The following is an 18135-nucleotide window of genomic DNA, read 5'->3' as shown; positions in this document are numbered from 1 at the left end:
TGTCTGCGGGGGGCGGGCGCTGCCGAGCCGGGTGCCTCACCGGAGGGTCGCCTTTGCCGGGATGCGTTGGTGGTGCAGCAGGCGCGTGAAGTCGTGCACGCGCGGATCGTCGAACGCGGACAGGGCGGAGGCCACGCGGTGCAGGGCGCGGCCGGCACGGGCCGAGGACACCCGGTCCAGGGCGTGCAGGGCTTGGTGCCCGAAGTCGAGGGCGTGGTCGAGGTCTCGGGCTTGGCAGCAGGCGGTGGCCACGATGGCCAGCCGGAGTCCGACTGCTCGGGGGTTGCGGTCGGCGGCCATGTCGGTGGCTTGTTTGTTCCAGCGCAACGCCGCTGCCGGATTGCGCAGGTCGCGGAAAATCTCCGTGGCGTCGGCGGCGAGGCGTGAATGTGTGACGTAGGACATCCAGGGTGGATCGCTGGTGCGATGGACGGTGTCGAGCAGCCGTTCTGCCCGGCTGAGCGCGCCAGCGGCGGAGGTGGCGTCGCCGAGGCGGCCGTACGCGCGGGCCTCCGCGAGTTTGGCGAAGGCAAGCACGCGCCGCGACGCATGGCCCCGGCCGTGGTGGAACGCCCCCTGGGCCATGTCGAGAGCCTGGTCCGGCTCGCCTTCCAGGATGGAGTGCAGGGCCATCGTCGTCAGCACGTAGGCGCCGGCTTCCACGTCGCCGGCGGCGCGGGCGAGTCGGAGTGCCTGGATGAAGTGTTGCTGGGCGGTGCCGCTTTGGCCGTTGTCGAAGGCGGCCCAGGCCACCACGCGGGAGAGTTCGGCGGTGATCGCCAACAGCTGCTGCCCGACGGTGTCGGTGTGTGAGCTGGTCAGCAGCGGGATCGCGCGGTCGCGGAGGCACTGTGTCACCGATGACAGGCGCCAGTCGCCGCCCCCGAACTGCGCGTCCCAAGCACGCGCTTGGTCTGCGGCCTCGCGCAGCTCGGCGAGGTCGTGCTGGCCCACCCGCCGGCGGCCCTCGGCCGCAGTGGGGTGATCAGCGGGCTCGATGGGGTCGGTGGGCACGGCAAGCCAGCGTGTGACCGCGTGGGTGTACCCGCCGCGGGTGAAGGTGTCGGTACGGGGCTGTTCGAGCGGCTGCTCGCTCCAATGCGCCCGCATGCCGTCGAGGGCGTCCGCGCGGTCCCGGGGGAAGAGCCATCCCGGCCGCCCGGCGTCGCCCCGGCTGGTGGTCATCCCGATCTCCTCGGCGGTGACCGGCCGGCCGATGCGTTCACTGAGCGCGGCGGCCACAAGCTGCGGGATAGGGTCTTTCGGTTGTTCTCCCGCGAGCCACCGGTTGACGCTGCTGTGTTTGTACGCTGTGGACAGTCCTTGGGCCTTGGCCAGCTGGTTGACGCGAAACGCGAGTCGTTTGCGGCTCATTCCGTGGGCGTCGAGCAGCGTGGCCAGCGCTTGGTTGGGCGTTTTCGGGCGTGCGCCCATCGCACCTCCGTCTGATTCCGCAGCTCTTGTTGTCGTCGACGGGCTTTAGAAGTGTTCCGGAAGCCACGGTTCTCGATCTGCGGTCGCAGCGACGAGTCGGCGCACGTCCTGCGGTTTCCCGCGCACGCCGGCCAGCGTGGCTGCGGTCTGGCTGCGGTAGCCGCCCGCGAACCACACGGCGAACTGGGCTCGGGTCAGCGTGACCATGCCGTCCCGGTCCGAGGGCTCGAGCTCACCGCTGCCCGCAGCGATGCGCAGGGTGAAGCAGTGTGTGCCGTCGCCGGCGTCGGTGACGAGTTCGAGCGGGAGGGTGAGGTCTAGATCGTCTGGCCAGCCGCGGAGCCGGACGGCCTGGTGCACGTCGAGCACCCGCAGCATCCACGGATGCCAGTGCTCGGCGGCGAGGGCGCCGATGCGGTGCAGTTGCGAGAGCAGCACCGGAGCCGGTGGTAGCCCGGTTCGCTGGAACACCACGGTGGGGATCCGGCCGTTGTAGCGGCCCAGGAACGCGAACATGGCGGCGGCGGCCTCCTTCGAAGCGGCCCAGAAGTCGTGGACGACGAGGTGTGCTCCGTGGGCAGGCCCGTGCTCGATCGCCAGAGCCAGCAGACCCTCCACGTTCTGCCCAGGGCGGTGGAACCGGTAGTGGGCCAGACCGGGGTGTTTGTCCTGCTGCCAGCCCTGCCACCAGTCTGGTCGCTGCCACGGTCCGTTCCAGCTTGCGGCCAGCTCGCGCTGCACCAGGTAGTCCTGCGGCAGGGCGCCGTGTGCGATCTCGAAGCCAGTGTTGTCGGCGAAACTCTGCCGGAGTTGTTCGGTGGGGACTGTCCAGGTGAACACCTGGGCTGGGGCGCCCCATCCCAGGCGATGTCCGGAGCCGGATGCGGTGCTCCACGCGGTCGCCACCACCGCCCCCTGCTCCTGCAACGGGTGGATGCGCTCGTCGATCATGCGGTCCCACATCTGGCGGCCGCGTTCTTCCGGAGCGACACACCCGCAGGCCAGGCAGGCGGCCGGCACCGGCTGCCCGCCGAAGAACTGCGGCACCAGCACGCCGAGGCCCCCGGCGATGACCCGGTTCCCGCGCACCGCGACGCGGGCGTCGGCGTGCCGGTACAGCAGTGTGATGTCGGCGACCGGATGGCCGTAACTGCGCTGGGCCAGCGATTGGAAGTCGCGCCACAGGTGTTCGTCGGCGTCGGTGATGGTCACGTCGTTGGGCATGGCGTGTCCTAGTAGTCGGTGGTCTCGCGCAGTTCGGCCGCGTCGGCCGGGACGAGGAACGTGCGGGTGAAGGCGATGACGCGCTGGTCGTGCTGGTTGAAGCCCTCGGTGCGGGTCGTCACCACGCCTTGATCGGGTCGGCTCCGTGAGGGCCGGGCCTCGCGGATCTCGGTCTGTGCCCGCAGGGTGTCGCCGACATGCACGGGGTGCTCCAGCACCAGCTCGTTCATGGCGATGTTGGCTGTGGTCAGCCCGCTTGTGCTGCGCACGCTGGCACCCAGCACGATGCCCAGGGTCACGATCCCGCACACCACCGGCTTCTCACTGCCGATCTGCTGGCAGAACTGTGTGTCGCTGTGGATGGGGGCTGGGTTGCCGGTGAGCGCGAGCATCATGATGTGGTCGGTTTCGGTCACCGTGCGGGCCGGTCGGTGCTCGATGACCTGGCCGACGGCGAACTCCGCCAGGCCGCGTCCGACGGTCTCGCGGATGCGGTTCTCGCCGACCGTCCGGTAGCCCGGCGGCGTTCCCGTACTACTGCTCTGCACCAGATTCCTCCTTCGACGAGCGCCCGTGCGGGGTTGCGGCGTGGGCGGTCACGGCGCGGGCTGCGGCCACGATCGGCGGGCCCACCATGCGGCCGTCGACGGTCGTGATCCCGCCGTGCGCTGCCTCGGCGGCGGCGAGCACGGCGTGCGCCTGGGCGAGTTCCTGCTCGGAGGCGGCAAACGCGTCCCGGATGACCGGAAGTTGCCGGGGGTGGACGGCGCCTTTGCCGGTGAATCCGAGGTCGCGGGCCTGCTCGGCCTCCCGCTGAAGACCTTCGGGGTCGTCGAGGTCGAAGTACGGCGAGTCGAGGGCGGGCACGCCCGCGGCAGCCGCCCCGGCGGCCAGCGCCGATCGCGGGTACCACAACGCCTGGCTGCTGCGCGCGCAGCCTGTGGCTGCGGCGTAGTCGGCCGCGCCGAACACCACGCCGGCCAGCCACTGCGATCCCAGGATCTCGGCCAGGTGCTGGAAGGCCCGTGGTGTTTCCACCAGTGCCCACACCGCCGGTGGCCCGTGGCCACGGTCCAGGACGGTCGCGACGAGCTCGACATCGCGCGAGGACTCCACTTTGGGCACCACCACGACGGCCGGGCACACACCGGATTCGGCGAACGCGACCAGGTCGTGCAGCCCGTGCAGGGTGCCCGGTGCGTTCACCCGCACTCCGAGCACAGTGTCGTGATCGTCGACGACCTCACGCACGCGGTCGACGGCGGCCGCGCGGGCGGTCGGTTTGTCCTCGGCCGGGACGGAGTCCTCCAGGTCCAGCACGACGACATCGGCGGCAGCGCTCGCGGACCGCCGGTACCGGAAGGCCGGGGCGATCAACCAGGCACTGCCTCGCCTCACAGGCACGTCCACCGCGATCACCTGCCGACCGTGCGGTCGGTGACGAGCTTTTCGAGACCGCCCACCGTCGTCACCCCGGCCAGTTCCTCCTCGGTGATCTCCATCCCGAACCGGTCGCGCAGGGCGATGCTGAGCTCCACCAGGGACAGCGAATCCACCCCGGCTTCCTCCAGACGGCATTCCGGGCGTAACCCGGCGGGGTCCAGGCGCAGGTCTGTGACGAAGATGTCGAGCAGGGAATCGAGTACGGACTGGGGCATCAGCGGCCTCCTGGTCGATGTGACGTTCACCGGTGGGGCCCAAGCGGCGCCAACCGGGATCTTCGTGGCGGCCTACGAGGCCGCCCGCGCGGCGCCGAGCACGCTCTGCACGGCGTGCGGGATCAGGTCTTCCTGGCCGGCCACCGCCTGCCGTCGGCCGAGCTCGGCGAAGACGTCCCAGGGGTCGACGCCCGCCCTCTCGGCGGCAGCCAGCACCGGCCGTTTGAACCCGGAGAACACCCCCGCCAGACCCGAGGCCACGCTGACCGAGTCGGTCGTGGGGGCGCTGGTCATCAGGTGCTGGTGCGCCACGTCGGCGGCCCGCAGTGCGGCAGGAAGGTCGATGCCGGTCGGATACTCCATGCGTTCCAGCACGGCCACGAGCACTTCCAGCGGGGTGTTGCCCGCGCCGGCGCCGAAGCCGGCCGCGCACGCGTCGATGATCGTCGCTCCGGCGGTGACGGCGGCACCCGAGTTCGCCACGGCCAGCGACAGGTTGTTGTGCCCGTGGAAGATGACCGGGACATCCACCGCTGTGGTGATCGCGCCGATGCGGGTGGCCACATCGCCGGGCAGGAAGTGCCCGGCGGAGTCCATGATGCCGACGGCCTGCGCGCCGAAACGCACCGCGAGCGAGCATTGTTCGGCCAACTGACCGGGCTCGGCCATGTGGCTCATCAGCAGCACGGCCTGGGCCTCGACGCCGAGTTCACGCGCCAGGGAAAGGTGCCGTTCGGTCACCGTGACCTCGGTGCAGTGCGCGGCAATCCGTACGACGTCCGCACCCCGTTCGACGGCTCGGCGCAGATCGCGGCCGCGGCCCCATCCGGGCGCCATGAACACGCCCATCCGCGCCTGCGTCAGCTCTTCGCGGACGGTGGCCAGCATGGTGTCGTCGTCCAGGCGGGCCCGGCCGATCTGCAACGACGAGGCGCCCAACCCGTTGCCGTGCCCGACTTCCACGACCGGGACACCGGCCCGGTCCGCAGCCTGGGCATACACCCGCAGCTGTGCGGCGTCGAGCTGGTGTGCGACCGCGTGCTGGCCGTCGCGCAGTGTCGGATCATGCACGAGCACGCGCCTGCCCTCGGTGGCCATCGGATCTCACCTCTTTCCTGCTGGCTGCGTTTCGTTCGGCCACCGCGACCGCCGCCGCGTTGATGATCTCCACGTTCCCGGCGTAGGAGCGCAGTCGGCCGCCGGGGGCCGTCACGCGCACCGAGACCGTCACCCGCCCGTCGGCCACCACCACCGACGTCACCGCGTAGCCCGGTGCGAATGAGCGGACCTCCGCGGCGGCGGCCTCCACCGAGGCACGCAGGGTCGGTTCGCTGCCGCCGAGGTCAGAGGCCAGCACCGTGACCTCGGCGCGGAACGCCGGCGCGGGCCGGGCCGGGCTGATCGCGGTCAACACCTTGGCTTCAGGCGCATGGGTGAGGCGACGGATCGCGTATTCCGTGGTGGCCAGGTACTCGTCGAGGTTGCGCCGCGTCGCGGGGCCCACGCTCGCGCTGGCCGCCGTGGTGACGACCTCGACGTAGGCCGGGGTGCAGTGCTGGGCCAGCGCGTTCAACACCGGCAGGACAGCCTGTCCGCCGCAACTGACCAGATTGAGATGGCGAGCGGACTCGGCCCGGTAACCGTTGACCGTTGGGGCGACCATCGTGCCCCCGCTACTCGGGGTCAGGTCCACGAGCAGGACGTCCTCACGAGAGGCGAGCTCGCCCCAGTGCGCGGGATGCGCCGCGGCGTTGGAGGCGTCGAAGACGATGTCGATGTCGCTGCCCACCGCATCCACGCCGGCGGTGGACGTCGCGCATCCCAGCTCCGCGGCAAGCCGTAAGCCGCTGCTGTCGCGTCGTCCCGTGACAAGCGTGCACGTCAGTGTCGTGGACGCCAGAAGTTTCTCGGCCAGATCCACCCCGAGGATCCCGGCACCGATCACCGCGGCCCGAAGCGGGTGACGGTTGAGCATGACCTTCTCCCTCCGGTCTCAGTCGCCGTGGTCGGGCGCGATGTGCAGGCTCACCGAGGGCAGGCGGGGCGAGCGCACCGACACGGTCTGGCCTACTGGCAGCGGGAGGCTGGCGTGCACTGCTCCGGCCAGCACGACCTCACCGGCGGCCAGCCCCATGCCGAACACGTGAAGCCGCCGGGCCAGCCAGCTCACCGACCGAAGCGGATCTCCCAGGATGTCCCGCCCCTCCCCCGTGGCGACCTCCCGCGTGCCTACGCAGACGGTCAGGCGTTCGTCTCGCAGGTCCCATTCCGGAAGCGATGACGGGGCACCAAGAACGCACCGCGCCGCGCCCGCGTTGTCGGCCACGCTGTCGGCCACCGTGATCCCCGCCAACTCGAAGCGACTGTCGATGACCTCCAACGCCAGAAACACCTCGGCCACCGCCGCGCGAACGTCCTGATCGGTGACCTCGGCCCCGCCCACATCCGCGCCCAGCCGGAACGCGATCTCAGCCTCGATCCGCGGCGCCAGCAGATCACCCGCCCACAGCACCCCGTCAGGGGCCACGATCATGGAATCCAGCAAAACGCCGAAATCCGGCTCGCCGATCCCGATCTGCTGTTGCATCGCCGCAGACGTCAACCCGACCTTGTGGCCCACCACGCGGGCCCCCGCTCCCATGCGCAGTCCTGCGCCGCACCACTGCACGCCATACGCCTCGTCCACGGTCAGTCCAGGGCGACGTCGGCTTAACAGCGTTTCCGGACGACGGCATCGTTCTGCCCGATACAGGCGCCGCGCCTCCTCGACCTGCCAACGCTGCACGCCGTCGCCCCCGCCGGGAACCGAATTCTCATGCGACAACGCCGATCGCGCGTCCACTGCCGCGTCCTGATGCAAAGCCATTTACGCTCCCTGGATGGGGACCTCACGAAGCCAAAGTGGGGTCGATCACACCGCCTCGTTCGCATCCGAGAAAGGGCTCGAACGGGGCCTGCAAACCGCAAACGGGCCCGTCCTACGACAATCGAGTCAATGCGCGCGGAGCAGGCACTCTGTTCTGATTACCCCATTGATGAAGCCCGCCCCTCGAACACCGGCGGGGGCGTCCGGCGATCGAGGGGCGGGCGTACGGTGCGGCGGCCGCGTGCGAGTGGAGAAGGGGATGGCTACCGCACCGAGTCCACAGAGGACCTTCGCATTACACCTCCACCGGGTCTCCCAGCTTGGGCTGGGAGCTGTACACCCACGCTCGCGGGTCGTGTGGTTCCGGCTGGGGACCGCTCGGGTGGTCCGACATCCTTCACTCCCTTCCGTGTGCGGCGATGGCGATCAGTACGGGCGAAGGGGGCGCCCCGACCCGGAACAGCCCTGGTGTGCGGGTGTCCGGGCCGGGGCTGGTGGTTCGCCAGATGGCCTGTTCATCGCGGTCGGATGACCTGCGTTGTTTCGGGATCGCGGTCGGCCTCGCGTGTTTTGCGTACGCGCAGCTGAGCGGCGGTTTCGGCCACGGTCGGGACAGGTGGCTGCTGGTGAGCGCGGTGGCCGCGCAGCCACAGCAGCAGCCCGGCCGCCGCGGCGACGGTCAGCGCACCAACCAGCACCGCAAGCCCCATCAGCCCGATGGCTGACACGACGCCGGTCACCGCGCCACCCCCAGCGAGCCGGAGATGGCGTGCGCCGTCCCGGCGTCGATCAGGCGCGCTCCATCCATCCGCAACCCAACCAGCAGCCGCCGGCTGGTAACGACGGTGAGGCTGTAGTCGGAGTTCGGCAGCAGTGGACGAACCTGGGCCGCCGAGATGGCGTTCTCCAGCAGCACCGCGATCCTCCGCTGAGAGGTCATGCTGCGGAATAGCAAGGTCCGCTCGCGCAGCTCGTCGGGGATGTCCGCCGTCGGCTGCCCCAACGCTTCCAGCCATTTGCCCAGAACCTGCGATGGGCTGGCGGGCTCGGCCGCGTCACCGTGGTCGAGGTCGGCGTAGAGCTGGCCGTGGTCGTAGTCATCGGAGTTGGCGTGAATCCAGTCCAGTGCGACCGAGTTCGTGATGCCCTGCTCTCCGGCCAGCAGCGCCACGACCGCGTGTTCCTGCTCGACGGCCACCGCGTCGAGCTCGTCGCGCACCTGGAGGTCGACCTCCGATGCGGCCACCGGCCGGGTCGGCAGCTGCCGGGGAACCGCCAGTTCGAACGATGAAGCGGGCAGGTGATTCCCGCCTTCCAGCCGCCCGATCCGGGAATGGGCGCCGCGGAGCGGGAGCTCGGTCTCCTGGCTGGTGGGGAGAGCTGCGCGCTGCGCGCCCTCCTGCCAGTGCTCGGGGATCGTGCGGCTGTGGCGCTCCCACTCCCCCAGGCGCCCGACCAGCTCGTCCCAGAGCTTGCGGGTGCCGATCTCGGCGATGCAGGTCCGGGCCCGGCCCTGGCGGCGGTCCCAGGTGATGACGATCCGCACGGCCGAGCCCGTCTCCGGGTCGACCAGCGAGTGCTCATCCTGATCATCGGGCCAGGACGTGCGGGAGTGCCGCACACCCGGCATGGCCGCGGCCAGCACCGAGGGGAAGGCAGGGTGTTCCAGGCCGGGCAGCGTCACCGCCGGCTTCAGCGGCGCGGCCTGGAGTGCGGCGAAGTCCAGGATCGGGGACATCAGGCACCACCCCGCATGGGTGCCTGGGCGCCCTGCCACATGCCGGCCAGCTGATTGAGCCGGTCCAGCAACGGGCAGCCGCTCTCCTTGACGGTGTGCTGGCCGGTGTCGCGGCGGAACAGTACGGCGAACTCGCGGGTGTGGCGGTCGCGGAAGACGTGCACCACTTCACCGCGGGCGCGGTGGGTCTGGCTGGCGTGTTCCAGCTCGGGGTGTTCTTCCCGGACCAGCAGCAGGAATCCGTGCTCGTGGACGGGCGGCAGATGCGCCGGCCGTTCCGGGCGGTCGCTGTAGGTCAGGGCCAACAGCGGTGTTTCCACTTCGGACAGTGTCGCTGTCATACGACATCACTTCCCTCGGATTGGATTGGTTGGTAGTTCCCTCCGAAGCCAGCTGCATCTGGCTTCGGAGGCGGGCAGCTCACGCTCCTTCCCGGCGCTGGCCGCGGGTGGAGCTGCGGTCGGCGCCGAAGAAGGTGTTGACCGTTCGCTGCCGACGTCGGGCGCCCGAGCCGTTGCGGCCACCGTTCGCGGTTCCAGGGCCGGTGTCCGTGCCGAACCAGCCGCTCTCGGGCGCGGCGAAGATGTCACCGGTTAACCGCAGCTGGACTCCGGGAATGCGTTTGTCCAAGTCGTGCCCCGCACCGTCGGTCATGGCGTCCACAGCTCCCCCGCCTTGCTGGTCACGGCGAGCTGGTCGGCCGGACGCACGGAGATCGGCAGGCCGCCCTCGGGCGGAGAGGAAAGCTCCATCACCGCGGCGACGACCTCGATGACGGTTCCGGTGACGCGCCGCCGGACGACGGCGCCGGCGAGGTTTTCGGGGTGGCGCGGGTCCAGGTTGCTGGCGCGGTAGGCCGAGGCTTTGTTCTCGTCGAGCACGGTGACGACGTCAATCACGCCCGATGACCACCACCGCATGTAGACCAGGGCGACGGGAGCGAGCCCGTCCTCGTCCGGGATCGGTGCTCCGGTGAAGCCGCTGCTTCCGAGACGCTGAAGCTCGGCGGTTGATTCGTCCATCTCCGACTCCCCGTTGCCGGTTGGGAGGCAACGGGCCCGGCATTGTCGGGGGGAAGTGCCGGGCCCGCCGCCGTCTGTGGGTGACCGGGTGGAGTGCTCGACGGGCACTGGTGGGGGTCACTGGCACCGGAGCGCTCCACCCGGTCTGGCCTGCTGTAGCCTGATATCTGTAGCAGCTACACGGAGACGCTACAGCGTAGCTACTACAAGGCCAAGAGTTGTTCATGCAGCCATTCGGGTGATGTTGTGTCACCGGTGCCAACCGGAGACCTGTACGCCGGAGACGGCATCGTCAACAGGCGAGGGAGATCAACGTGGTCGCCACTTCGAGTTCGGCATCGCTGCGGCGCTGGATCGGCCTCAACTTGCGTCAACTCCGCAAGGAAGCCGGCAAACAACGCTCCGAGGTCATGGAACGGCTCGGCCTATCACGTGCTCAGGTGGGCCACCTGGAGACCGCCGAGCGGTTGCCGTCCAAGCCGGTCCTGGAGATCCTGCTGGACTTCTACGGTGTACCGGAGCGGCTACCCGACTTCTTGCGAATCGTCGAGGCCGCCCGTAAAGCGAAGAACTGGTGGGCCGAGCTCGCCGACGCGGTGCCGCCTTGGTTCGATCTGTTCCTCGGCTATGAATCCGGCGCCGCTGAACTGTCCTCGTTCGACGCGCTACTCGTGAGGGGCCTGCTCCAGACTCGCGCCTACGCCGAGGCAGTGATCCGAGCGGACCCCGAGCTCACCGACGACGATGTCCAACAGCGTGTCGAGCTACGCATGGGCCGCCAGCGCATTCTCGACCGCGAGGATGATCCCGTAAGGCTGTGGACCGTCCTGGACGAAGCGGTGCTCTACCGGAAGCGAGGAGACTCGGCAGTGATGCGCGAGCAACTTGCGCACCTGCTGGAGATGTCCGAACGCCCGCGCATCGACATCCAGGTGCTCCCGCTCGACGCGGGCGCACACACAGCGCAGCAGGGCGGCACCTTCACCTTGATGAAGTTCCCGCCCGATATGAAGAACGATCCAGGCGTCGCCTACGTCGAGCTGGTCAACACCGGGCTCTACATCGAAGACCCCGAGGAGATCGCGCTGTACGAACGTACGCTGCGCCGTGTACATGCCTTGGCCGCTACCCCCGAAGACTCCCGGGGGATCATTCAGAGGGCCATGAAGGAGGTGTAGAAGTGAACAACCACATGCGCGAGGCGCAGGAGTCTGACCAGGTCGTCTTCCGCAAGTCCAGTTACAGCGGTGAGAACGGCCAATGCGTCGAAGTCGGCCTCGCCGCCGACGGCGGCCGCTGGCTGCGCGACAGCAAGGACCGCAGCCGGCCACCGCATTACTTCACCGCAGGTGAGTGGATGGCGTTCATCGCCGGCGTCAAGGCTGGCGAGTTCGACTGACCGCCCCACTGCCCACAACAGTGTGCTGAAGAACGAGACGCCCTCCCGGCCAAGACGAGTTTGGCCGGGAGGGCGTCTTGTTGCGAGCTCCGGCGCCGGGCCCACAAAGGATGATGCCGCACTCGATCACATGGTGTACTCGGACACGCCCCGGAGCCGTTCATCGGACTCCGGGGTCCAGGGGCGTCAGCTTCGAGCGGTTAGTTGCCGAGCCATGACGCCGGTAATGCAGCCGGCCTTACCGGGTGACGGCGATGACCGCCACCGAGGCGTTGTCGCGCTGTCCGGGGCGGCCGTTCTCGAGCGCGGCGGTCAGCAACTGCTCTGCCAGCTCGGCAGGTCCGCCGTGCCGGTGCTGTTGGACGAGCGCGGCCATCCGGTCGTGCCCCAGGACGGCGTGCACCCCATCGGTGGTGAGCAGAACGACGGGATGATCGGTGATCGCGGCGGGGATGGTTCCCACGCTCGATCGCGCCAGGGTGACCCGTTGCAGCCGGTCGTAGGCCCGCGCCTGTTCCTCGCTGTGGCCCTGGATACGGAGCTGCTGCCCGTGGGTGGCGTCCTCGGTCAGCTCGACCAGGCCGCCGTCACCGTCGACGGCGTAGCCGCGGGCGCGTCCGACGTGCACCACGACCACCGGGGCCCCAGGCCGGACCACCGCGAGCGCCCCCACGCCGTCGACGTCCACGAACTCCTGCCCAGTGTCGGTGAGCATCGATCCGGCCGTGGCCAGCCCGTTCAGCGCGCCGTAGCGAGCGGCGAGCATGACCGCCGACTCCGCGCACACCGGCATCTTGCGCGCCGTTTCCGCCGAGGTGCCCTTGCCGTCCATCACGCAGGCCGCGACGGTGCCGGCGGTCGCGTAGTGCTCCACGGCCACCGCGTCGGCCTGGACAGGCTGGTCGCCGGGGTGGGTGGCTGTTGCGACGGTGACGGCCAGGCCCTCGGCCACACCGGGAGCGCGCAGTTCCCAGTCCGCCGTGCTCGTCATCGCCTCACTGATCATCGTCATCCTGATTCCTTTCGTAGATCCCAGGCCACCACCGTGGCCTGCCGGTGTTGGGAAAACGTGGGGACGTCACCCACGCTTCACATGAAAGTGCTGGTCAGGGCGTATCCGTAGACCGTCGCCGGCCATTTGTTATCGGTCGCCGCCGCTGCCGGAGAGCGTGCCGTTGGCCAGCCTGCGGCGGACCTTGGTGATGTTGGCGGCCACCGCGTCGTCGAGGGTGATCCCGACGAGCTCGGCGAGACGGGCGGCGTACCAGAGCACGTCGCCGATCTCGTCGGTCACTTCTTGCCGCCGCTGTTCGGTGATCTCACCGCCGTCGTCGCGAACAGCCTTTTTGATCGCGCCGGCCACTTCGCCGGCTTCGTTGGCCAGCCCCAGCGCCACGTAGAGCAGCGTCTGGTTCTCCGGCCAGTCGTCGAACCGCGCGGTGATCGCGGTCTTCTTGTGGAACTCCGCCAGATCAGACATGACCTCTCCATTCCCCTTGCTCGGCTGCACCATCCACCCGCACTCCGACGGCGGGGCGCGGCGTGTTTACAGCCGATCCCTTCGGGTGAGTGGTTTCTCGGCGCGCTCATCGCCGGCGCGGCGGGCGCGCCAGAGCAGGGTCGACAGCGCGCCTGGCGACAGACCCAGCCGGGAGGCGAGGACCGCCCTGCTGCGAATGCCCTGTTCATGCAGGTGTTGGTACTCCTCCAGCACGTTGTCGCTGGAGCGCCGCAGCCGCGGGTAGCACTCCAGCTCACCGCGTTCGAGCACGCGTGGGTAGCAGCTGGTGCACAGCCGCCGGGACTTGTGGCGGCGCACGCCCGGCGGGGCCTGCCGGCTCATCACCATCGGCTGCCCGCACCGGGCGCACGGCGTCGGCGGCTCGGTCATGCCACCGCTCCCAGGCGCGTGAACAGCGTCGATACCACCGGCCACACACCCGGCACCAGCAACACGGCCGCGACCGCCAGGGCGGGGAAGACGACGATGTTCTCTACTGGCCCGCCCGTGCGGAACCGCAACCAGGACGGAGGCCGCAGTTCGAAGAAGGTCTCCCCGGCGATCGGCACCGGCCACAACAGCGGGCAGCCGGACTTGGTGAGCATGTCGCCGAGGTCGTGCACCACACAGCCCACGGCGACCACGACGCCGATCGGCCAGCCGGCCACGTCGTCGAGCACGGCCTGTGGCCCCTGCACGAAGGCCGCGACCAGCGCGAACCCGGCAGGCAGCAGCACCCAGTCGCCCAGCGCGGCCACAGCCAGCAGCACCCCGGTGACCAGCACACCGAGCACCACCAGGTGCCCGCCGGCCGCGGTGCCGTACCCGGCCGCCAGGCCCAGCAGCCCGGCCGCGACGCCGGAATGCCAGAACGTGCGGTGCTCCCCGGAGACCGGCTCGTCGCGCGGGCCGGCGGTGTAGCGGTAGATCACCACCGCGATCGTGCGCACCAGCCACGACACCGCCGCGGTGACCGGCCCCAGCAGCCGGGAGGCCGTCGAACCGCGGTGGTCGAGATCGGGCAGCAGCGCGAATCCGGCGGTCACGGTGGCCAGCACGAGCTTGCCCGCCGGGTGGTGCTGGCCGAGGCTCCCGGCCACGGCCAGCCCGGCGCACCACCCGCTGAGGGCGTGCGAGCGCCCCATCACGCGGCATCACCCACCTCGGCGGGCGCGCCGGTCTCGTTGGCTTCGGTGGGTGCGAGGACCTGCTGCACCGTCGGGGCCGAGGTCCGCAGCCGCTTGACGATCCCCGTGACACTCATCCCCTGCGCGGCAAGGACGCGGATCGCCGCGTCCCGGTCGACGGGCCGCAGCTGCGCGGCGCGGCGCTTGCCCTCGCAGGCGAGCTCGACCGCGATCTCGTCGACGTCGTCGACCTGCTCCTCGGCCAGCCCGTCGGGCACCGCGTCCGGGTCGTCGAGCGCGGCGTCATCCCAGGCCATCGGCGGCGCCCACCCATAGGACGTGGCGAGCTTGCGCGAGTGCGACGCCGCCGCCTGCTGCCGGGCGGTCTCCTGCGGCGGCGGGCAGTCCCACCACTGTTCGTACAGCGCCCGCACCGCCCGGTCGGTACCGCCCCGCACCCGGCGGTCGGTGTGCAGGATCGCGCCCACCTCGTCGGAGCTGAGCCCGAGCTCGGCGGCGAGCCAGGTCTGGGCCCAGCCGATCGCGACGAGCGCCTGGAGCCGCCGTCGGGTGCCGGTCGCGTCGACCAGGCTGCCCGCGGCCGGGCTGTCGATATCGATCTGAACAGCGAGAATCCGCTCGGCCGTGGCACGCCGGACCCGTCGGGATGGGGGCACGTTGTTGCCGCCGTACAACAGGCGGGTCAGCACGCTCGGGGACAGCCCGGCCAGCTCGGCCACGCGCCGCCATCCGATGCCCGCGGCCTGCAATCCGCGCACGTGCCGGCGCACCGGCTCGGCGTCGACGAACGGCCCGTCCGGCTGGACCAGGGTGCGCGGGGCAACGACGGTCAGCGTCATCGCACTCACCTCGTTTCTGCCGCACGGGCGTGGTCGGCGAGCACCACGGGCGCCCAGCCTTCGTCGGCCAGGTGCGGCAGGTCGCCGGTGATGGCCGCGTGCATGTCGGCCACCTTCACGGCGGGCACCTGCCGGGCCCAGCCGCAGGCGCCGACGGTCGGATCCCGCTGCGCGTTGTGGGCCTGGCACACCCCGAGCGCCGGCAGCAGGACCGCGGCCGCGGTGACCGCACCGTGCCGGGCGGCGATCTCGAGCAGCTGGCGACGGTGCGGGGACTCGGCGTTGGTCGCGTCGACCACCACCAGGCGCCGCTGCGCCAGGTGCTCATCGAGGTCGATGTGCAGGTTGGCCACGGCCCACGGCGTCACATACTGATCGGCTTCGTCACCCCAGGCCGACACCCGGGCGCGATACTCGTCCAGGCACAGCACCGATACCGGCCGCGCCACCTGCTTCACGAGCGCGGCGGCGAAGGTCGACTTGCCGGAGCCGGGCGGCCCGACCAGCGCGACCAGCGCACCCTTGTCCGGCGGAAGCTCCAGCAGCGCGGCGGGGATCTGCAACGACGCGGTCATCGGTGATCCACCCCCTGCTGCGCCAGCGCGGCCGGCCCGTGCTCGCGCACGCGCCACCGCGGTGCCGGGCAGATCGACGCGACCGGCCGCACCGCGTGCACCTCCGGGTCGTACAGCCGCCACCCGGCCCCCGAAACCTTGGCCTCGTACATCGCCAAGTCCGCGGCCGCCAGCGCTTCCGGCAGCACCGGGGCCCGCGACGGCAGGAGATCCAGGAACGTCACCCCCAGCGACACCCCGACGCAGACCTCGCCGACGCCGTCGACCGGGATCGGTGCGGTCAGCACCTCCACCAGCTCGTCGAGCTGGTGGCGGAACGCCTCCGGATCCAGGTTCGTGACGAACGCGAGCTCGTCGCCGCCGAGCCGCCCGGTCACCGCCGCCTCGCCGAGCTGGGCGTGCAGGCGGCCGGCCACCGCTCGCAGCACCTGGTCGCCCGCAGGGTGGCCGTGGGCGTCGTTGATCGGTTTGAACCCGTCCAGATCGAGCAGTCCGACGACGTCGGCGCTGTTCAGCGCCTCGCTGGCGGCCGGTTCGAAGCTCGCGCGGGTCCGCAGCCCGGTGACCGGGTCGCGCCGGGCATGGTCGAGTTGCCGGGTTCGGTGACGCAGCCGGTAGGCAGTGGCGGCCCACCCCGCTGCGGTTGTCACCGCGGCGGCCGCGGTGACAACCGTTTCGACGTTGAGAGACACTGGTGTCCTCCTCCGGGAGAGCGATCCCTGAGCACGGGCGTGGTTCGTCTGCCCTTCCGCGCCGAGGGACGTTGACCTCAATGGATTGGTTGGGGTTACCGACGCCGGGCCCTGGTGGGATCAACGGGCTGCATCCCGCCCGCCAGGGCCCGCGTCACTTCCTCGTAAGCCGGCTCGGCACTCCACCCGGTGTTGCCGGAATCCCCTGCATCCCCTGCATCCCCGGAAACCACGGGAACCACGGGAACCCAGGGGTTTAAGGCGATGCCGGGGTTTCAGGTGTTTCCGGTCGGAGTGCGAGCCGTGAACGCGCGTTCCTGCTGTTCAGGAACTCGCCGGGTCACCAGCCGAGGGCGTACACCAGCCCGCCGAACACCCCGATCGGGAAGCCGACCAGGACGCAGGTGGTCGCCTTGCGGATCCACCGGTGCTTGGTGACCGCGATCCGCGCGAGGGTGTGCGCGTCCGCGGCGTAGAACTCCGCCGCGGCCTGCGCGGCCTTCTGGAAGAACCGCTCGAGTTCCGGCCCGCGCTGCACATCGAGCAGCATGGGCCACCCCGTCGCCGGTTTCCCCGGGCGGGGAAGCCGCGGCCGGATCGACAGCACGATCCCCAAGAACGCCGCCATCAGCAGCACCGCCGCGACGGCGATCACCGTGGCCGCCAGTGGTGAGCCGCCCTGCTTGGCCAGCACCGCGAAGCCGGCACCGGTCACCGTGCCCACGAACGACAGCGCGCTCAACAGAGCCGATGCGCCCTGCCCGGTCCGGCCGATCTCCCAGCGGGCAGCCTCCGCGGTGTACTTCGCCAGCTCCACCACCTGGTCGTCGGTTTCGCGGGCTTTCTCGGCCTCAGTGCTCACCGCGATCACCACCAGACGAGGCGTCGTCGTGCTTGCATCGCGCCTTCCGGATCCGCCGGTCGGCCGGGATGAACAGGCCGAAGAAGCCGGCGACGCAGGCGAAGCCCACGACCAGATACCCGTTGACGAACGACAGAATCGCCAGGGCGCCCATCACGGCGAACCCGGCCACGAGCAACACGGTGAACAGCCGGTTCGGGCGGTCGGTGTTGGACGTCCGGTTCATGCCGCCAGCACCTCCTCGACCTCGGCCACCGGCTCGGCAGTGGAGTAGAACATCGCGACCTGGTGCCGCGCGGCCTTGCCGTACTCCCTGGACGCGAGGCCGTTCCACAGCTTCGCCGCGAACGGGTAGACCTCGGCCAGCGCCTGATAGCTCATGGCGATGTGCTCGTGCAGCGTGGCGGCCTCCTCGCGATCGGCCACGCTCAGGTCCGGCTGACGCTCCAACTGGTTCACCTCGGCGTGCTGCTGCTTCACGATCTTGAACAGGTTATGCGCACGCGCCTGGGCAGCGCTGGGCTTCGTGGTAGACACTTGCGGTGCTCCAATGCTCGTAAGGGTGTTCGGGGCTTCCGCTGTTGGCCGGGGTGAAGCGGTGAGAGGTGGATCCCCGGTCAGCAGCTCGCGTTAGTCGATGTCGTGCTGCCGAAGCAGCTGGTAAACGCGGCCCTCGGTCATGCGCCATCTGTGCGCGATCTCGGTTGGCGTGATGCCGCCGGTTCGCGCCTCGCGCAGCGCAAATTCGGTCTTTTCCCTGATCAGACGGTCGAGGGCGGCCCTGGTCTGCCTCCATCGGGCGACCGCTTCGAAGGTCGATTCGTCGTCCCGCTGGGTGACCGAGCCGTCGATGTCCATGCTCACCTCCTCTACAACGCGGTGTAACGATTACTGTAATGGCTACACTTAACCCAGGCAACCCAATAAACACATGGGTTTACAGGGTTGCCTGGGTTAAGTGGACGAGCTGCCAGTCATGTCGAGGCCGCTCTCGAGCCCCTTGGGCGACGTGAACAGGGAAGACGCCAAGCGGACGGTTCGGTGGTCGCCTGTTTCGGGGCTGCGGGTGTGGCTGGTGTTGGCGGCGTTTCCGATTTCCCAGGGGTTTGCTGGGTTTCCGGGGAACTCGGGCTTTCCGGGGTTGGAGGTGTTTCCGGGGTTGCCTGGGTTGTTCCGG

The 18135-nt window shown here is 70.0% G+C and carries 26 protein-coding genes; 2 read left to right on the top strand and 24 right to left on the bottom strand.

From position 1 onward, the window contains the following. Positions 1 to 36: 36 nt before the first annotated feature. The 13 genes from ABD691_RS18535 to ABD691_RS18475 all read right to left on the bottom strand — a co-directional run bounded on the left by ABD691_RS18535 (position 37) and on the right by ABD691_RS18475 (position 9942). Positions 37 to 1434 (bottom strand): NsdA family TPR-like regulatory protein, encoded by a 1398-nt coding sequence (locus ABD691_RS18535; protein ID WP_344681393.1) that lies wholly within the window; start codon positions 1432 to 1434, stop codon positions 37 to 39. Positions 1435 to 1479: 45 nt separating this feature from the next. Continuing rightward, positions 1480 to 2658, bottom strand: a complete 1179-nt coding sequence (locus ABD691_RS18530; RefSeq protein WP_344681391.1) for a GNAT family N-acetyltransferase — start codon at positions 2656 to 2658, stop codon at positions 1480 to 1482. Positions 2659 to 2666: 8 nt separating this feature from the next. Next, positions 2667 to 3206 (bottom strand): MaoC family dehydratase, encoded by a 540-nt coding sequence (locus tag ABD691_RS18525; protein WP_344681389.1) that lies wholly within the window; start codon positions 3204 to 3206, stop codon positions 2667 to 2669. Further along, positions 3193 to 4068: an HpcH/HpaI aldolase/citrate lyase family protein gene (locus ABD691_RS18520; RefSeq protein WP_344681387.1), complete on the bottom strand. Its 876-nt coding sequence runs from the start codon at positions 4066 to 4068 to the stop codon at positions 3193 to 3195. Before ABD691_RS18520 ends, ABD691_RS18525 begins: the two co-directional genes overlap by 14 nt. Positions 4069 to 4073: 5 nt before the next feature. Next, complete coding sequence (locus ABD691_RS18515; protein WP_344681385.1) at positions 4074 to 4316, bottom strand: acyl carrier protein; 243 nt, start codon at positions 4314 to 4316, stop codon at positions 4074 to 4076. A gap of 72 nt (positions 4317 to 4388) precedes the next feature. Further along, complete coding sequence (gene dmpG, locus ABD691_RS18510) at positions 4389 to 5414, bottom strand: 4-hydroxy-2-oxovalerate aldolase (RefSeq protein WP_344681383.1); 1026 nt, start codon at positions 5412 to 5414, stop codon at positions 4389 to 4391. Then, positions 5380 to 6291 carry a hypothetical protein gene (locus ABD691_RS18505; protein WP_344681381.1) on the bottom strand — a complete coding sequence of 304 codons (912 nt, stop codon included), beginning with the start codon at positions 6289 to 6291 and terminating at the stop codon, positions 5380 to 5382. The genes dmpG and ABD691_RS18505 overlap by 35 nt, the downstream gene beginning before the upstream one ends. An 18-nt stretch (positions 6292 to 6309) precedes the next feature. After that, positions 6310 to 7182, bottom strand: coding sequence for a 2-keto-4-pentenoate hydratase (locus tag ABD691_RS18500; protein WP_344681379.1), 873 nt, complete (start codon positions 7180 to 7182; stop codon positions 6310 to 6312). A gap of 515 nt (positions 7183 to 7697) precedes the next feature. Further along, on the bottom strand, positions 7698 to 7922 hold the full coding sequence (locus ABD691_RS18495) for a hypothetical protein (protein WP_344681377.1): 225 nt from the start codon (positions 7920 to 7922) through the stop codon (positions 7698 to 7700). Beyond that, on the bottom strand, positions 7919 to 8920 hold the full coding sequence (locus tag ABD691_RS18490; RefSeq protein ID WP_344681375.1) for a hypothetical protein: 1002 nt from the start codon (positions 8918 to 8920) through the stop codon (positions 7919 to 7921). The genes ABD691_RS18495 and ABD691_RS18490 overlap by 4 nt, the downstream gene beginning before the upstream one ends. Then, the gene (locus ABD691_RS18485; protein WP_344681372.1) at positions 8920 to 9261 is read right to left on the bottom strand and encodes a hypothetical protein; all 342 of its coding nucleotides are present in this window, start codon (positions 9259 to 9261) and stop codon (positions 8920 to 8922) included. Before ABD691_RS18485 ends, ABD691_RS18490 begins: the two co-directional genes overlap by 1 nt. A gap of 79 nt (positions 9262 to 9340) precedes the next feature. Further along, positions 9341 to 9574, bottom strand: a complete 234-nt coding sequence (locus ABD691_RS18480) for a hypothetical protein (RefSeq protein WP_344681370.1) — start codon at positions 9572 to 9574, stop codon at positions 9341 to 9343. Then, positions 9571 to 9942 carry a hypothetical protein gene (locus tag ABD691_RS18475; protein WP_344681368.1) on the bottom strand — a complete coding sequence of 124 codons (372 nt, stop codon included), beginning with the start codon at positions 9940 to 9942 and terminating at the stop codon, positions 9571 to 9573. The genes ABD691_RS18480 and ABD691_RS18475 overlap by 4 nt, the downstream gene beginning before the upstream one ends. A gap of 314 nt (positions 9943 to 10256) precedes the next feature. On the opposite strand from ABD691_RS18475, the gene ABD691_RS18470 reads away from it, so the two are divergent. Both ABD691_RS18470 and ABD691_RS18465 read left to right on the top strand, forming a co-directional pair. Next, positions 10257 to 11120, top strand: coding sequence for a helix-turn-helix domain-containing protein (locus ABD691_RS18470; RefSeq protein ID WP_344681366.1), 864 nt, complete (start codon positions 10257 to 10259; stop codon positions 11118 to 11120). Positions 11121 to 11122: 2 nt separating this feature from the next. After that, positions 11123 to 11341 carry a DUF397 domain-containing protein gene (locus ABD691_RS18465; RefSeq protein WP_425565113.1) on the top strand — a complete coding sequence of 73 codons (219 nt, stop codon included), beginning with the start codon at positions 11123 to 11125 and terminating at the stop codon, positions 11339 to 11341. Positions 11342 to 11579: 238 nt separating this feature from the next. On the opposite strand, the gene ABD691_RS18460 is transcribed toward ABD691_RS18465, so the two are convergent. The 11 genes from ABD691_RS18460 to ABD691_RS18410 form a co-directional block, all read right to left on the bottom strand. Further along, the gene (locus ABD691_RS18460) at positions 11580 to 12353 is read right to left on the bottom strand and encodes a PP2C family protein-serine/threonine phosphatase (RefSeq protein WP_344681364.1); all 774 of its coding nucleotides are present in this window, start codon (positions 12351 to 12353) and stop codon (positions 11580 to 11582) included. 129 nt (positions 12354 to 12482) lie between these two features. Beyond that, a complete protein-coding gene (locus tag ABD691_RS18455; protein WP_344681362.1) occupies positions 12483 to 12821 on the bottom strand; it encodes a nucleoside triphosphate pyrophosphohydrolase family protein in 339 nt (112 codons plus the stop codon). A gap of 66 nt (positions 12822 to 12887) precedes the next feature. Further along, positions 12888 to 13232, bottom strand: a complete 345-nt coding sequence (locus tag ABD691_RS18450) for a hypothetical protein (protein WP_344681360.1) — start codon at positions 13230 to 13232, stop codon at positions 12888 to 12890. Next, entirely contained in the window at positions 13229 to 13987 is a 759-nt protein-coding gene (locus ABD691_RS18445) for a metal-dependent hydrolase (RefSeq protein ID WP_344681358.1), read from the bottom strand. Before ABD691_RS18445 ends, ABD691_RS18450 begins: the two co-directional genes overlap by 4 nt. Continuing rightward, positions 13987 to 14829: a hypothetical protein gene (locus ABD691_RS18440; RefSeq protein WP_344681356.1), complete on the bottom strand. Its 843-nt coding sequence runs from the start codon at positions 14827 to 14829 to the stop codon at positions 13987 to 13989. Before ABD691_RS18440 ends, ABD691_RS18445 begins: the two co-directional genes overlap by 1 nt. Before the next feature lie 5 nt (positions 14830 to 14834). Continuing rightward, on the bottom strand, positions 14835 to 15404 hold the full coding sequence (locus ABD691_RS18435) for an AAA family ATPase (protein WP_344681354.1): 570 nt from the start codon (positions 15402 to 15404) through the stop codon (positions 14835 to 14837). Beyond that, entirely contained in the window at positions 15401 to 16096 is a 696-nt protein-coding gene (locus tag ABD691_RS18430; RefSeq protein WP_344681352.1) for a GGDEF domain-containing protein, read from the bottom strand. The genes ABD691_RS18435 and ABD691_RS18430 overlap by 4 nt, the downstream gene beginning before the upstream one ends. A 340-nt stretch (positions 16097 to 16436) precedes the next feature. Next, positions 16437 to 16958 carry a Pycsar system effector family protein gene (locus ABD691_RS18425; protein ID WP_344681350.1) on the bottom strand — a complete coding sequence of 174 codons (522 nt, stop codon included), beginning with the start codon at positions 16956 to 16958 and terminating at the stop codon, positions 16437 to 16439. Next, a complete protein-coding gene (locus ABD691_RS18420; protein WP_344681348.1) occupies positions 16948 to 17184 on the bottom strand; it encodes a hypothetical protein in 237 nt (78 codons plus the stop codon). Before ABD691_RS18420 ends, ABD691_RS18425 begins: the two co-directional genes overlap by 11 nt. Further along, on the bottom strand, positions 17181 to 17495 hold the full coding sequence (locus ABD691_RS18415) for a hypothetical protein (RefSeq protein ID WP_344681345.1): 315 nt from the start codon (positions 17493 to 17495) through the stop codon (positions 17181 to 17183). Before ABD691_RS18415 ends, ABD691_RS18420 begins: the two co-directional genes overlap by 4 nt. Positions 17496 to 17588: 93 nt before the next feature. Beyond that, positions 17589 to 17816 carry a hypothetical protein gene (locus ABD691_RS18410; protein WP_344681342.1) on the bottom strand — a complete coding sequence of 76 codons (228 nt, stop codon included), beginning with the start codon at positions 17814 to 17816 and terminating at the stop codon, positions 17589 to 17591. Positions 17817 to 18135: the final 319 nt, after the last annotated feature.

The organism is Saccharopolyspora taberi (assembly GCF_039534165.1).
Classification (GTDB): Bacteria; Actinomycetota; Actinomycetes; order Mycobacteriales; family Pseudonocardiaceae; genus Saccharopolyspora_D; species Saccharopolyspora_D taberi.
This window is presented reverse-complemented; position numbering and strand designations above follow the sequence as displayed.

Coding starts and splice junctions, on each gene's coding strand:
- ABD691_RS18535 (WP_344681393.1), bottom strand. CDS start 1,434: ATGGGCGCACGCCCGAAAACGCCCAACCAAGCGCTGGCCACGCTGCTC.
- ABD691_RS18530 (WP_344681391.1), bottom strand. CDS start 2,658: ATGCCCAACGACGTGACCATCACCGACGCCGACGAACACCTGTGGCGC.
- ABD691_RS18515 (WP_344681385.1), bottom strand. CDS start 4,316: ATGCCCCAGTCCGTACTCGATTCCCTGCTCGACATCTTCGTCACAGAC.
- dmpG (WP_344681383.1), bottom strand. CDS start 5,414: ATGGCCACCGAGGGCAGGCGCGTGCTCGTGCATGATCCGACACTGCGC.
- ABD691_RS18505 (WP_344681381.1), bottom strand. CDS start 6,291: ATGCTCAACCGTCACCCGCTTCGGGCCGCGGTGATCGGTGCCGGGATC.
- ABD691_RS18500 (WP_344681379.1), bottom strand. CDS start 7,182: ATGGCTTTGCATCAGGACGCGGCAGTGGACGCGCGATCGGCGTTGTCG.
- ABD691_RS18490 (WP_344681375.1), bottom strand. CDS start 8,920: ATGTCCCCGATCCTGGACTTCGCCGCACTCCAGGCCGCGCCGCTGAAG.
- ABD691_RS18485 (WP_344681372.1), bottom strand. CDS start 9,261: ATGACAGCGACACTGTCCGAAGTGGAAACACCGCTGTTGGCCCTGACC.
- ABD691_RS18480 (WP_344681370.1), bottom strand. CDS start 9,574: ATGACCGACGGTGCGGGGCACGACTTGGACAAACGCATTCCCGGAGTC.
- ABD691_RS18475 (WP_344681368.1), bottom strand. CDS start 9,942: ATGGACGAATCAACCGCCGAGCTTCAGCGTCTCGGAAGCAGCGGCTTC.
- ABD691_RS18460 (WP_344681364.1), bottom strand. CDS start 12,353: ATGACGATGATCAGTGAGGCGATGACGAGCACGGCGGACTGGGAACTG.
- ABD691_RS18455 (WP_344681362.1), bottom strand. CDS start 12,821: ATGTCTGATCTGGCGGAGTTCCACAAGAAGACCGCGATCACCGCGCGG.
- ABD691_RS18450 (WP_344681360.1), bottom strand. CDS start 13,232: ATGACCGAGCCGCCGACGCCGTGCGCCCGGTGCGGGCAGCCGATGGTG.
- ABD691_RS18445 (WP_344681358.1), bottom strand. CDS start 13,987: ATGGGGCGCTCGCACGCCCTCAGCGGGTGGTGCGCCGGGCTGGCCGTG.
- ABD691_RS18440 (WP_344681356.1), bottom strand. CDS start 14,829: ATGACGCTGACCGTCGTTGCCCCGCGCACCCTGGTCCAGCCGGACGGG.
- ABD691_RS18435 (WP_344681354.1), bottom strand. CDS start 15,404: ATGACCGCGTCGTTGCAGATCCCCGCCGCGCTGCTGGAGCTTCCGCCG.
- ABD691_RS18420 (WP_344681348.1), bottom strand. CDS start 17,184: ATGAACCGGACGTCCAACACCGACCGCCCGAACCGGCTGTTCACCGTG.
- ABD691_RS18410 (WP_344681342.1), bottom strand. CDS start 17,816: ATGGACATCGACGGCTCGGTCACCCAGCGGGACGACGAATCGACCTTC.